This is a genomic window from Bacteroides cellulosilyticus DSM 14838 (assembly GCF_000158035.1).
Classification (GTDB): domain Bacteria; phylum Bacteroidota; class Bacteroidia; order Bacteroidales; family Bacteroidaceae; genus Bacteroides; species Bacteroides cellulosilyticus.
In genome coordinates, this window is record NZ_EQ973490.1 from 1,072,272 (window position 1) to 1,087,260 (window position 14,989).

Here is a 14,989-nt window from a genome sequence, read left to right on the forward strand (position 1 = left end):
ATTTTGTTTATAAAGGTTTACTTCCTGTAACTTTGATGCGATATGGCCATTGGGCATCTTTTTCCTCCGGATTGGGATTCATCCAATGTTCAGTAGGGGCACCCATCACAACCAGCCACAAATGAGTCAAATTATTTACTTTTGGAGCTGTAAAAATAATACTTTTTCCGCTATTATCACTCACATCCCCATAAATAGATTTACCATCCTCCGTTATGGCTACAAAACCATAACGCCAATCGGCTTTATCCGTATGAATTGCATTATATCCTTCCTTTCCTGCTTCTCCGCAGAACTCTACTTTTACTTTCTTTCCCTGTTCAGGTAAAGCTAACGGAATAGCATTAAATCCATAATTCTCGGGACAGTTGTCCAGTGCGATTCCATACCACCCGTCCGATAGAGTGGTTAAGCTGGTAGTATATTTATTGGCATACGGTCGAGTTTCTTTCCATACACGAGAAAAATCCCAGTTGATAAAATGACGATAAGCATCAAACATTTCATCACAGAACTGCTTCTGATCTAATCCGGCCATCCGCTTGTAAGTTATCACCGGATCTTCTCCCTGCTTACCTTGACGATAGAGTTCGGCAATAAAAGGCAATCCTCGTTTCATACCCCAATATTCCAGTACATAGGGAGAGTGATAGATATTTTCCAAATGGAGATAAGCTTTATGAGTCAGCTTCATGAAAGCATCCCAATGATATTTTTCATCAGTGATCCATTCGGGATTTACTTGCCATAACATCCACTGCGAGGTCATTTCAAAGAAACCGCATCCTCCCCAAGCCTCTCCTTCTCCATCACAACTGATCTGAGCCTGAAAGCTATGTCCCAATTCATGGGCAATGCAATTCAGTTTCTTATCCTGCACACGATTGGGAGCAATCCATAATGCACCGATTTCTCCATCATAATCACCACCATAGGCAGTGCCTTCCAAAGAGTAGTTTAGCATGACCATCATACGATACTTATCACACTTTGAACCCGGTTTGGAAAACTTCAAGGTATCTCGGAAGAAATGATAGAAACTTTCCAATTTTTCCGTTAAGTTCGACAAATCCACTTTCATATCATGCCCTTCCAATTGAGGAGGATTAGACAGATCATTTCCAAAACCTTTTTCCCAGAAGATGACGAAATTATCAGTATATGCCATGCGGTGATAACTCCATTTACTATCAGGATTTTGAAGATCCATACCCTGCAAATCTTTAGGGATATAAATTTCTTTACCGGAAGGCATTGGAACTTCAGTGGCACTCTGAACTTCAGAACAACAGCTAACCAATAAGAAGGTAGATAGAAGAAAAATATATTTATTCATACAGTCTTTAATTAAGTAAAGGGTGGTAACTAAAAACTTTGATACATCGCTTCCAGTTACTCACCCTTTATAGTATTAATAATGCTCTCTATTAATTTTCATAAGGTTTTCCATCCAGATTAGGACATTTATTTAATTCATAACGAGGAACAGGCATCCAGTACATTTGTGGAGAAACAAATTTACGTTGTTGCAAAGGATTCTCATTATGCTGATAAAGCAATGTACCATCTTTCAGTTTATAAATTTTTAAACCAGTAGGCCAGTTCTCCTGAGAATAAATTGTTTCCATTTTCTTCCAACGGCGAAGATCAAAGAAACGCTGTCCCTCAAACATCAGCTCAATCATACGTTCATATTCATATTCAGCGCGAATATCTGTTCCGAGAGCATCAGGCAACAGAGCACGGTTCCTAATATAGTTAATATACTTCAGAGCCTCATCCTTATTACCAAGTTCAATCTGGCATTCCGCATAGTTCAAATAGAATTCTGCCAAACGAAAGAATATCCACGGTGTTGTATCCATAATGGTCTCACTATACTGGTCATAAGTTGGATCCAGGAATTTGCGCATATAATAACCAGTCTGAGTTGCATTCCAATATTCTCCATCCGTATAGCTGGGTGACTGTTCTCCAGGAAGCACCCCTTCTTCCCCTGGTTCGTAAATAGCTATAGCATGGTTATCATCTCCATACCCCCACATGGCTCCATCATATAAAATATTAGCATAAAAGCGTATTTCACGACCTTCCCAAGGTTTGATCTCAGTAGCCTCAATAGTTGCATCTTTATAAATAATCTGATTTGTTTCCGGATCAACGCTAGGTAATGAAATATTATAAGAAGCTAAGCCCTTCACCGTATATTTGCTACCATCTTCATTCTGGAAAGCATTTACAATATCATAAGTAGGCAACCATACTCCCCAACCATTATAGCCATTGTAAGGGCCATTAGGAGACTGGAACAAATAGTGTAGAGCACTTCCATAAGTACCTTTATTGTTATACAGTTTCTCGAAAATTATTTCGGGATTCTGCGTATTGTAAAACAGAGCTGCATATTCTTCACTACTGCTGACAGTAGGTAAACTGTATACTCCTAAATCAATAATATCCTTGCTTGCCTTAGCAGCCTCTTGCCATTTCTCCGTAGAAGGTTCTCCAAACAAAGGACTTGCCTTATAGAGCAAAGTACGAGCTTTCACTGCCATAGCAGCTCCCCGGGTAGCGCGTCCAAAATCATCACTACTTTCATATTTTAAAGGTAACTTTTCAATTGCACTCTCACAATCTTTTACGATAAAATCTGCTACATCATCCATATCAGCACGTGTCTCCACCCAATCGGAATCAATATCAAACGTATGGTCTACCAAAGGAATGCGCCCGTAAAGTGAGTAAAGCTGATGATAGAAAAAAGCACGTAGAAAATAAGCCTGCCCGATAATTTCTGCTTTTCGGGTCTCTTCACTATCGGAAACAGCAGGTACCTTATCTATATTCTCAAGCAACTGATTCACCTTTTTAATACCACTATAATAAAAGTTCCATGTATTACCTCTGGCTTCCGAAAAACCGACATTGTAATTATCGCAAGAAACATTTCCTAATGTATAAACTTCCGTTGCATAGCCGGTACGATGAAACAATTCATCCGTATAACTACAGAAAGGTACACCGTTTTCATTTTCTCCTTCCACATAAGTATAGCAATTATTAAGGAATGCTTCTGCCAAATCCATATTTTCCCATACAGCCGCATCACTTATAGAATCGTGCGGATTGATATCCAAGAAGTCTGAGCAAGATACCGTGCTAATGCTCAGCAGAACCCAAAAAGCTCCTTTTAATATATTTCTTTTCATATTGTTTCTCATTAAAGGTTAATAATTAGAATGTAACGTTTACTCCAAAAGTCAAGGTGCGTTGGATAGGATAGCCCTTGATACCAGCTGTCATTTCAGGGTCGAAGATGCCCATACTGTCAATCGTGAAAAGATTATTTCCATTAGCATAGATACGTAACTTCTCAAGACCCAATTTCTTTACCATAAGATTCGGGAAAGTATATCCCAATTCCACTGATTTCAAACGGACAAATGAAGCATTACGAAGCCACCAAGTTGATGAAAGGGAATTACGATTATCTACGGCAGCTGCTTTCATAAAAGCACGGGGCCACTTAGCACTCGCATTCTCTTCGGCAGTATTGGTTTCTATCCAACGACCTTCATAAAAATCAGTAGGCATATTCATAGCTGGCATAACCAACTGTTCTGCATCAGCCTGTCCTTGGAAAAATACATTCAGGTCGATTCCCTTCCATGCACCATTCAATGTCAAACCGAATATCCATTTCGGAGTGGTCGATTTATCTATTCTGATTGCATCATCCCATGTAATGCTTTTATCACCATTTGTATCCTGATAAATCAAGTCACCCGGTTTAGTACCCGGAAGATGCGGAGTAGCATCGATTTCTTCTTGTGTCTGATAAATACCTATAGCCTTATATACTGTGATACCATCAATGGGATGTCCCGTTGCACGCTGCCATTCGGGAGTCTTTGTAGCTTCGTCCATATAAACCACTTCATTATTGGCATAAGTAAGATTACCTGTTGCTCCCCATTCAAAATCACCTGCCTTATCACGATAAGTAGCAACTACCTCAAAACCATGATTCTTAACTTTACCCAGATTCTCCGCCGGCAAAGACAATCCTGAATAAGTAGGAACAGAAGCATTACGAGTAATTAGAATATCATTACGACGTGATTGGAAGTAGTCAAAATCCAAGCCCAACTTTCCGCTCAAGAATTGTGCTGAGAAACCTACATTCCATGTCTTAGCCTTTTCCCAGGTTACTAACGGATTGGCAGTACGTGTTTCATAAACACCTTGCACATAACTTGGGTCCGTACCGAACGCATACGATGCACTACTATTAAAAGAATACATCGATAAATATTGATAAGCGGTAATATTATCATTACCCATCATACCCCATGATCCTTTAATCTTGAAGAAATTGACAACATTCAGTAAAGGTTCAAAGAAGTCTTCCTGAGAAATGACCCATGCAGCCGATACAGAAGGAAAAACACCCCAACGATGACCTTGGGCAAAGTTCATGGAACCATCATAACGGATAGTGAATTCTGCCAAATATTTATCCTTATAACCATAATTGATACGTCCGAACCAGTTCTGTCGTGCTGTTTCTGTAGAATTTCCACCATTGTCCTTATCAGCATCCACTTTACTACCAAAGTCTAAGTCTGGTAATGCAGAAGACAGATAATTAGTACGGTAGCCACTTAAAGAGCTATAATTATATTTACTCTGTTCGTAAGAAGCAAAAGCATCGATACGATGGGCTTCATTAAAAGTACGTGTATATCCTATACGGGCATTCAATGTAATAGTATTGCTCTTATTTGACCATGAATTTACACTGATAGCACCCGTCGCATCTTTATGGTTAGTGTATTCATCAGTAGCAGAACTATAAGAATAAATATCATAAGGCGTATTTATACTCTTACCGTCATTGAATGAATAATCCAATGCTGCGTAACCTTCAGCATACAATCCGGGAGTAAGTGCATCCAGATCAATGCGAACCTTAGGTTTCAGATTCAAGGTATGATAATTAGTCTTATTGGTTCCCGGAGTATCAGATACCATCAAAAGCGCATTGTTAGTGATACCGTCATATCCAATTCTCAACAATCCGTTCGGATAGTAAGGCGCCGACATCGGATTGGTAGTAAGGAAGTATCCGAATAAATCTTCCGTAGAGTAAATACCACGATTACGTACTTCCTGGCGCCCCAGAATATCCATACTGAATTTAATGGATTTATTAATCTTCGCATCAATATTAGTAGTGAACTGATATTGATTATAATTCTGTGGAGTATTCTTATAAATAGCATCTTGATAGGCATACTGTGCCGAAGAATAGAATGAGAGTTTATCATTTCCACCGCTTACCGAAAGGCTATGTTGGGTATTAGTAGCCCAATTCTTCGTTACAGAGTCCCACCAATCCGTATCAGGAAAGCTGATAGGATCGCTTCCGTCCAAGATTTTAGCCATAGCTGTTTCCGAATAAGTAGGTGTATTACCTTGTGCTGCATCGAACTCATTGACATAAGTAGCATACTGATAAGAATTTAACATTTCAGGGATGCGTGTCGGTTGAGAGAATGATACATTACCACTATAATTAACCTTCACTTTCCCTTCAGCACCACGTTTGGTGGTAACCAAGATAACACCATTAGCAGCACGTGCACCATAAATAGCAGCAGAAGCATCCTTTAATACGGAGATGGATTCAATATCTTCGGGATTCAAACGACTGAATGAACGGTCGGCAATACCATCTACTACAATTAGCGGAGCAGTACTTCCCAAGGTTCCCTTACCACGAATCAGGATATCAGCATTATCTTCGCCAGGTTCACCAGAACGTGTATTAGCAATAACACCGGCTGTTTTACCTGCAAGTGTATTCGTTAGATTGGCAGCAGCAAGTTTTTTAATTTCATCTCCGCCCACTTGAGATATAGATCCTGTCAAAGTAGCCTTTTTCTGGGTACCATATCCCACAACCACTACCTCATCAAGCATCTCAGTATCTTCCTTTAAAGTTATACTGAATGTTTTTTTTCCATCTACCGGAACATACACGGTCTCATATCCCACATAAGAAACAGTCAAGATTGACTTTACAGGAACAGTTAATGTAAAATTTCCATCAATATCTGTTATTGTACCGTTGGACGTACCCTTCACCACTACACTGGCACCAATAATAGCTTCACCATTGGAATCTATAATTTTACCAGTTATAGTACCTGTTTGCTGTACAATTTCCGTCCTCATAGTCTCTGTCACTTCCGAGAATGCAAATGCCTGGCTTACACTGGCACCTGCTGCAAGGAAAAGGCAGATTGTTGCCTTTAGGACAGCTTTGCTGAACAAGGCTCGATTTTCATGTGTATTCATACTACATCTTTAATTTAAAGGTTAATATTTTATTACAAGTTATAATTCACTAAATCAAGATAAAACTATTAGTTTACTTTCCATTCAATAACCCCACCCGATGCACCTTTCTGCAATTGGGCAGCTATTTTCAGTCCTGTCGTTTTCACCGGTTTGAAATCAAGGCTGTTGTAGCAGTCTTTCTTTACCGTATATTCGTTCAAAGCTTCTACTTCTTTCCAGCTTTTACCATCTTTATAGTAGAGTATCCAACTTTCCGGCACCCGGAAATCCCCGTCATAATGATCGAAATCCAACCAGTACACTTCTACGTTTGAAATCGTATAAGGTTGATCAAATTGATAAGCCAAAGTTTCCTGTGTTCCATTTCTCAACCACCAGTAGTGATAAGGTTTGGAAATATCCGATGAGCGCTTTGGTTCCCACTGGTCATTCACACCCCATGCCCAGGTTTCAACCGAAGCAGATTCAGGAGCATCTTTCTGGATAGGTGCTTGTATCATCAGTGTATGTGCCTTGCTGGCGATTGTTGGCTCCGGAGTAGGACGGGCATACTCTGCAGCTTCAGGAATCCATACCGCCATCTGGTCTGCACCACGATTATTCCAAGTGGAATAAGGAATGGCTTTGAAAGGGACCTCTTTCACACTACCATCTTTTTCTATTTCCTTAGCTGTACCAGTCAACACCATGACACCGTTTAATAAATCAGCATCGTAAGTTGCCTCCATTGAAGTTCCGTCAGGAATAAACTTATTAAAGACAATGCTGTCAACCTGATCTTTACCTTCCAGGCAGAACATAATTGGGCCACGCTCGATAGCAAGCTTACCACGGTCATCTTCTACATTATCATTCGCTTTCACACGGCGGACATCCATCGGGAAATTAATTTCCACAACATCTCCAGTCTTCCAGTCATGGAGAATCGTAGCATAACCATCCAGTTGCGTGGCATTTACTTTCTTGCCATTAATAGAGATAGTGTAAGCCTTTGCCTTATCAGTAAACGAATAAAGGTCCGTAGGTACAGGAGCATCCTGTGCCCATCCCGGAATACGAACGCGCAAAGCAAACTCCTGTTCTTTTTCGGGATTAACGGAAATGCTGACTTTGCCATCCCACGGATAGGTTGTGATCTGTTCCAATTTTACATTGTTAGTTTCCGTATTCAATTCGGCTTTACTCTGGATATAAAGATTGACATAAATATCATTGCCCTGAGTAGCATACATGTAAAAAGGTACGGAAGCCATGAAACGCGTTACATTACCCGGACAGCAAGCGCAACCAAACCATTGCTGGCGTTCATGTTGCCCCATAGACTCAAGCGGATTATCATAGAAAAATTTATCGCCACTGAGTGAAACACCCGAAATAACTCCATTATAAAGAGCACGCTCCAGTACATCGGCATACTTGGCATTACCCGTAGCCAGGAACATACGGTGATTCCAATATACATTGGCAATGGCAGCACAAGTCTCACAGTATGCGGTATGGTTATTCAATTCATAGTTAGGACCAAATCCTTCACCCTGCGGACGTGAACCGATACCACCAGTGATAAAAAGCTTCTTACTTGCCATATTTTCCCAGATACGGCTTAAAGCATTGAAATAAGCTGTATCCTGAGTTAATGAAGCTACATCGGCAACACCGGAATAAAGATATCCCGCACGTACGGCATGACCTACTATTTCATCTTGTTGCAAAATGGGTTTGTGATCTTGGCTGTATTCGCTGAGACGATGTCCGTCTGTTCCGCGACCGGTTTCCTCTACAAAGTATTTAGCCATTTTCAAATACTTTTCATCACCTGTCACCTTATATAACTTAGCAAGGGCCATTTCAGCGATAGGATGCCCGGAAGGAACATGCTTCTGTCCTTCATTCGGACCAAAGACCTCACATACCAAGTCGGCATTCTTGATAGCCACATCAAGGAGATTACGCTTCCCTGTTGCACGATAATGAGCAACGGCAGCTTCATACAAATGACCGCTATTATAAAGTTCATGACTATTAATCTTTTCCCAACGACTCTTTCCCCACCAACCGGAAAGGCGATAGCATTTATTAGTAACACAAGTGGTAAGATAGCCATCCGGTTCCTGAGCAGTAGCAATCAAGGTAATAACGCTATCCAAATAAGCATCCAGCGCTTTATCATATTTCACAGCCAGCGAATAAGAGGCTCCTTCTATAATCTTATAAGGATCAGTATCATCAAAAGAAAAGTCACCGCGATGTTCTCCCTTCATCAGACCACCAGCTATGGCGAAGTTATCAAAGCGTCCATTCTTCTCACATTCCTTAAATGCTGAAGGTATGGAAACAGTACGATTGGTTTCAATGCGTGGAGTCCAGAAGTTATCATCCAAGTGGACTTGAGTAAAGGGAACTTCTTTTATCGGTGCATCGGGCTGAACATACGAGTCGTTACAAGCACTCATACTAAAAAGGGCAACACTACCGAAAAAGTATTTAGTTATTCTATTCATAATATGTAATAAAGATATGGATTTCATAATTCTTCTTGCAATTAGCGTATTACAAAGTAATGGATTTCTTTTTTAACAGGATAAAACAATAATCTATATGAATGCTAAAATAGTCGAGTCACAAAGCCTCAGAAGGGGATTTAGACAATCATTTCATATATTGGATTATTTTTTCATACCTGTAGGTACTATACACAATAAGCCCATAAATGACAAACGAAAAGGGAACGGAACACCAATTATTAACTGAATCTGCAATATTTTACAGGAAGTGCTTCTCATATTCATCGCATATAATGATCATTCAAAAACTACACCCAACCAGACAGATATCCGGAATGCACCTACTCCTTACTTACTCCCTATCTACTCTTTCTTATTATACAAGGAGAAAGAAGCGTTCGGCCCGGCGAATATCAGAAACAGATAAAAGAGAAGAAAGTACCCATCCATCTTAATTAAGCAGCAAAGCACCCGATTATTTCAGGTAATTTTGTTCAAATCATAGGGGGTAATTAGTCAATTTAGAGTTGATTAATTACCCCCTATGATTTGATTTATAAGCATTAACAGCTTTGCCCTTATTTGTTTTCCTTTGCTGCCGAAAGATGGATGAGCTCACCTCTATCGAAAGAAAAAGAAACCTTTAATTTTAAATTCAAATTCATGAAGAACTATCATTTTAAAGGTACAAAGAAGCTACGCCCTAAATACGAGATAAATAAGAATCAGATAAGTACATGCAAATGAATGAAAAAAATAGTCCAATCGAATACAAGAATACTACAAACAGCCATTCAGAAGGCCACAGAAAGGTATCTTTTGGACTATTCTTTTATTTCATTATATTATTCAGTCTTTCCGTTCGCTCTTTTTTCTTTTACTTTGCAAACAGACAAATAAGAATTAACCGAATTATGAAAAACAACCTCTCTTTCAAATTAGTCATTATTTCCCTATTTCTGTATTGCGGAAATAATTCACTCGAAGCAGCATCCGGAAAGAAATACGCACTGACATCTCCCGACGGAAAACTGAAAGTAGAAATCAGTACCGGAGACAAATTATCTTATCAGATAATGCACGAAAAGGATACAATTCTCTCTCTTTCTAACATAGGCTTGGTTCTGGCTGACGGAACCGAAATAGGAAACAACTCTCAGGTAACTGGTATAAAAAGGAAAAAGATCAGGGATAATGTAGAATCCCCTTTCTACCGCTTCAAGGAGTTCGTTGCTGCATGCAATGAACTCGACTTGAAGTTGATAGATGGTTTTGGAGTTACTTTCCGCGCTTATAATGATGGAGTAGCCTACCGTTTCTATACTACACGTACAGCAGGTGTTACAGTCAAAGATGAAATAGCTGATTTCAACTTTAATCAAGATTATACAGCTTATCTTCCTTATACGACGAATGACAAAAAGCCGATGGCAATGGCTTTTCAAAATATATACGATGTTACCCCACTATCGAAGGCACAGCCGAAAGTAGCTTTCCTACCCGTTACAGTGGACTGCGGTAAAACCAAATTAACTCTACTGGAATCTGATCTTGAAGCATATCCGGGAATGTTTGTAGAATCTCAGAAAGATGGATATGGGCTAAAAGGTGTTTTTGCTTCCTACCCTACCCAAACAGATTTCTATCCTTGGCGTATGCAGGAGTATGTAACAGAAACCAGTGATTTCATAGCACGCAGTAGTGGTGCACGTACTTATCCCTGGCGCATACTGGCTGTTACTGAAAAGGATACGGATATGCCTGTTAATAATCTGGTGTATGCACTGGCATCTCCCAATCGCATAGGTGACACATCATGGATAAAGACCGGAAAAGTAGCCTGGGATTGGTGGAATGACTGGAATCTGAAAGGTGTCCCCTTTAAGGCAGGTATCAATATGGATACCTATAAATATTACATAGATTTCGCCAGCAGGAATGATATAGAGTTTATAGTGCTCGACGAGGGTTGGTATAACCCGAAAAGCGGTGATATGCTGACTGTCATTCCGGAACTGGACCTTCCGGAACTGATTGCCTACGGAAAACAGAAAGGAGTTGATATCATTCTTTGGACAGTATTCAATGTACTCGACAAACAACTGGAAACCGCCTGCAAGAAGTACTCCGAAATGGGTATCAAAGGCTTCAAAGTAGACTTTCTGGATCGTGACGATCAGACTGCCGTTGAAATGGTATATCGTATCGCTGATGCTACGGCAAAACATAAGTTGACACTCGACCTTCATGGCATTTACAAACCTACAGGTATCAATCGCACTTATCCGAATATCATCAACTTTGAGAGCCTGTTCGGTATGGAAGAGGTGAAGTGGACGGATATCAAGAATAACATGCCTCTTTACGATGTGACCTTCCCTTATATCCGTATGATGGCAGGTCCGGTAGACTATACTCCGGGTGCCATGCGCAATGCAACGAAAGCCGACTGGCGTGCCGTCTATTACTCACCGATGAGTATGGGAACCCGTTGTCATCAGTTGGCCGCTTATATTGTACACGATTCCCCGCTCACCATGCTGTGCGATGCTCCGACGAATTATCTGAATGAACAGGAATGTGTGGACTTCATCACTTCAATTCCCGTGGAGACGGATTCTACCTTTATCGCCGCAGGTAAAATGGGAGAATATATCGTCAGTGTACGAAAGAAAGATATCAACTGGTACATTGGCGGGATGACAAACTGGGATGAACGTGATGTAGAACTTGACTTTTCGTTCCTGCCTTCCAATGTTCGCTATACAGCCACACTCTTTGCTGATGGTATTAATGCGAACAAGCAAGCGGAAGATTATCGTACAGAGAAACTGATTATAGACAAAAACAGCCGGATAAAGATACATTTAGCTTCGGGCGGGGGATTCGCGATGAAGCTTGAGTTATATCCGGTGCGGGGTGAAGTAACGTCCATACCCGAGAGAAAGAATATTCCTTCTTTTTATAAGAAATACATTGAAACTGAGGGATTGTATGTCACTTCCTCCGAAAAGGTAAGTGATGAAGCGTTGCTAAAAGCATGTGATATCATCAGTCTGATGCTATCAAAACGTCCGGATGTAAAAGCGCATATGGTGAAAAAAGGTTGCCACGTGATGGTTATCGGTAAAGACGAAGAAACTTGTGATTTACCGGAGTTTGCACACATCTGTAATTCGCCGGACAGCATTGCATACTGGAACTGGCGTGCCCGTGGTTTCGGTGGGGCACCGGAAGATGAGTTCTCCGCCAGTTGCGGAGAAGAGAATCTGTTGGCTTTACCACAAGATAAATATACAGGCGAAAATATTTTGATTCATGAATTTGCCCATCTGATACATATGGTAGGAATTGCAGGTGTGGAACCGGATTTCAATGACCGACTGGAAGTATTGTGGAAAAGTGCTGGAGAAAAAGGACTATGGGCCGGTACTTATGCATTAAGTAACAAAGAAGAGTATTTTGCTGAATGTGTACAGTCTTTCTTTAACTGTAACCGTTATGCTGATCCTGCCAATGGTATACACAATTCTATGAATCGTCGCGTAAAGCTGAAAGCTTACGATCCGGAAATGTACAAGCTGTTGAAAGAATATTTTTATGAAATAGAGATACCGATTAATAATGAAATACATAAATGACCAGCGTAGTGCTGGAGCAAAGTTTGCTGCGCGGTGCAAGTAATTTTTCTAACAATAAAGTAACAATATGAATAGAACCATCCTTTTAATCACTTCCTTTTTAATAGGAGTTGTCTCTGCCTTTGCACAGGCCGCTTTCAATGCTCCGGGGACGGGTAATCCCGTGATTCCCGGATATTTCGCCGACCCTACTATCAAAAAGTTTGGTGATACTTATTATATGTACGCCACTACCGATGGCAGTGGTGCAGGCTTTGGCCCCGCACAAGTATGGACCAGCAAGGACTTCGTAAACTGGACCTTGATGCCCATGAACTGGCCCGACAGTCACTGGATATGGGCACCTGATGTGATGCAGCATTCTGATGGGAAGTACTACTACTTTTACTGCCAGCCCTGTATCATCCATTGCGGAGTCAGTGAAACTCCCCGTGGTCCGTGGAAGAATATCCTGGGCAATAGCGAAGCGGTCCTTATCCCCGACCGCTTCGTAACAAATGCCATCACTCTGGATGGACAAACATTTGTGGACGATGACGGTTCAGTCTATATGTACTGGGGAACCTGGGGCATTTACAAAGGTTTCGGTTGCGGTGCCGGAAAATTAGCTCCCGATTTGAAGAGTTTTACCGAAACCCGCCTCATCCCCAATACCGAAGCTACCGATTTCTTCGAAGCACCTTTTGTAATCAAACGCAATGGAACCTACTACTTTATGTATTCCTCCGGTTCCTGCCACGACCACACATACCGTGTGCAATACGCCACTTCAGACAAGCCCCTGGGTCCTTACACCTATGGTGGCTGTATCCTCGAAACCAATGCTGACGGAACCATTCACGGTCCCGGGCACCACAGTATCCTTCAGGAAGGCAATGATTACTATATCGTTTATCACCGCCACGATAATCCACACTCCAACCGTGGTTTCCACCGCCAGCTTTCCATCGACCGCATGACATTCAATGCAGACGGGACGATTCAGAAAATCATCCCTACTCATGACGGCGTAGGTGTACTGGCCCCCTCCGTTGTTAAATCAAACAACCTCGCCTTTGGTAAAAGCGTGCGTGCCTCTTCCTCTTATGATGACAACTTCCGTCCTGAATATGCCGTAGATGATAACAACGGAACTTTATGGCGTCCGCGCGGCATGGGACAGGAATGGCTTGAAATAGACCTGGGACGCCCCCAACAGATACAAACGATCTGGACACAATTTGAATATGGCACTCAGTTCTATCAATACCTGATTGAAACTTCAACAGATGGTAAACGCTGGACTATCTTTGCCGACAAGCGGAACAATCATCTGGCAGGCAGCCCAATGGTAGATTTCGGAAAAGCCAAAGCCCGCTTCGTGCGCCTCACCTATACCGGCGGACAGAAGAATGGCTTCGGTGGCGCTATCTGGAACCTCAAGGTATTTTCCGGTATCGAAGACTCCGCTCCCCAACAATGGCTCGGACTGACAGCCGCCGACTGGAATGGCCGCCAATGGCAGAATAATGAAGGAATGTTAGGAGGTGCTTTTATCCTGAAAGCAGGATCAGCTCGCACCGAGCGCATTGACGGACGCGACGCACTGGTTCTCGAACCGGGCACTACGCTAGAATACCGTCATCCGTTACTTTCTCCCTCCAAAGAGCATACAATTAGTGGGTTAGTTCATAGGTTAGGTAGATGGCAAAGCTACGAAGCGGAACCTGCCCTTTCATCCGGTGTGATTTCGCTTCAAAGCAGAGCCGAACCCTTAATCATCACTAATCTGCGTTACTATAACTGGAAACAGGCACCTGCCGAACAGGAATATGATACCACTACGGATATCGTCCGCTTACCGGCTGCTGATCAGCGAAAGCGTGGCCTAGTAGTAAGCATCACCGCTGATGACTTCGCCGCAGGCGACACCGTACATTATCTTTCCAATCATGGAATAGAAGGATACTTCGAAGCCCACAAAGCCCCCTCCATCATTAAGGAAGTGGAAGGAAAAAAGAGTTTCAGTTTTGATGGTCATCAGGTATTCCAGTCCAACTTCTCCCTGCCTGCAACCTTGCTGGACAATGCCCCCTATACATTGGAAGCCTGGATACTGAATGATTCTATTGCCGAAAACGAATGTGTAGCCGACTTCACGACTTCGCATGACGAATTGGAAAAGATTATGCTCGTCAATGGCACGGAGCCCCGATGCGGTGTCATCAACCACTACGGCTGGTACGAAGATGCCGGATACAAGGACATGAAAGAGCTGACCGGCAAATGGCAGCATATCTATATTTGTTTCGACGGCCGCATGGAACAAGTATATATCAATGGTAAATTAATTAGCGAAAAAGATATTCAATTGCTAATAAAACCATCACAATACGTAACTTTGGGGCGGAATGCAGAACACAACTGGCCGTTCACGGGCTACCTGCATTCACTGAAACTATGGGACGAATATATTCCAATCAAGAAATAATACCATAA

Annotated in this window: 6 protein-coding genes; 2 read left to right on the forward strand and 4 right to left on the reverse strand. The window is 41.7% G+C overall.

The genetic code is table 11. The features are described 5' to 3' along the window. Positions 1 to 7: 7 nt before the first annotated feature. The 4 genes from BACCELL_RS08635 to BACCELL_RS08650 all read right to left on the reverse strand — a co-directional run bounded on the left by BACCELL_RS08635 (position 8) and on the right by BACCELL_RS08650 (position 8,867). Positions 8 to 1,336, reverse strand: a complete 1,329-nt coding sequence (locus tag BACCELL_RS08635) for a DUF6055 domain-containing protein (RefSeq protein ID WP_007211325.1) — start codon at positions 1,334 to 1,336, stop codon at positions 8 to 10. Positions 1,337 to 1,427: 91 nt separating this feature from the next. Beyond that, entirely contained in the window at positions 1,428 to 3,209 is a 1,782-nt protein-coding gene (locus BACCELL_RS08640; RefSeq protein WP_044153527.1) for a RagB/SusD family nutrient uptake outer membrane protein, read from the reverse strand. Positions 3,210 to 3,234: 25 nt separating this feature from the next. Beyond that, positions 3,235 to 6,363 carry a SusC/RagA family TonB-linked outer membrane protein gene (locus BACCELL_RS08645; protein ID WP_007211327.1) on the reverse strand — a complete coding sequence of 1,043 codons (3,129 nt, stop codon included), beginning with the start codon at positions 6,361 to 6,363 and terminating at the stop codon, positions 3,235 to 3,237. Between the two features lie 68 nt (positions 6,364 to 6,431). After that, complete coding sequence (locus tag BACCELL_RS08650; RefSeq protein WP_007211328.1) at positions 6,432 to 8,867, reverse strand: glycoside hydrolase family 127 protein; 2,436 nt, start codon at positions 8,865 to 8,867, stop codon at positions 6,432 to 6,434. Between the two features lie 917 nt (positions 8,868 to 9,784). On the opposite strand from BACCELL_RS08650, the gene BACCELL_RS08655 reads away from it, so the two are divergent. Together BACCELL_RS08655 and BACCELL_RS08660 are read left to right on the forward strand one after the other, a co-directional pair. Next, complete coding sequence (locus BACCELL_RS08655) at positions 9,785 to 12,511, forward strand: retaining alpha-galactosidase (protein ID WP_044153528.1); 2,727 nt, start codon at positions 9,785 to 9,787, stop codon at positions 12,509 to 12,511. 67 nt (positions 12,512 to 12,578) lie between these two features. Then, positions 12,579 to 14,981, forward strand: a complete 2,403-nt coding sequence (locus BACCELL_RS08660; protein ID WP_007211331.1) for a family 43 glycosylhydrolase — start codon at positions 12,579 to 12,581, stop codon at positions 14,979 to 14,981. The last annotated feature ends 8 nt before the right edge of the window (positions 14,982 to 14,989 follow it).

Coding starts and splice junctions, on each gene's coding strand:
- BACCELL_RS08660 (WP_007211331.1), top strand. CDS start 12,579: ATGAATAGAACCATCCTTTTAATCACTTCCTTTTTAATAGGAGTTGTC.
- BACCELL_RS08645 (WP_007211327.1), bottom strand. CDS start 6,363: ATGAATACACATGAAAATCGAGCCTTGTTCAGCAAAGCTGTCCTAAAG.
- BACCELL_RS08640 (WP_044153527.1), bottom strand. CDS start 3,209: ATGAAAAGAAATATATTAAAAGGAGCTTTTTGGGTTCTGCTGAGCATT.
- BACCELL_RS08635 (WP_007211325.1), bottom strand. CDS start 1,336: ATGAATAAATATATTTTTCTTCTATCTACCTTCTTATTGGTTAGCTGT.
- BACCELL_RS08650 (WP_007211328.1), bottom strand. CDS start 8,867: ATGAATAGAATAACTAAATACTTTTTCGGTAGTGTTGCCCTTTTTAGT.
- BACCELL_RS08655 (WP_044153528.1), top strand. CDS start 9,785: ATGAAAAACAACCTCTCTTTCAAATTAGTCATTATTTCCCTATTTCTG.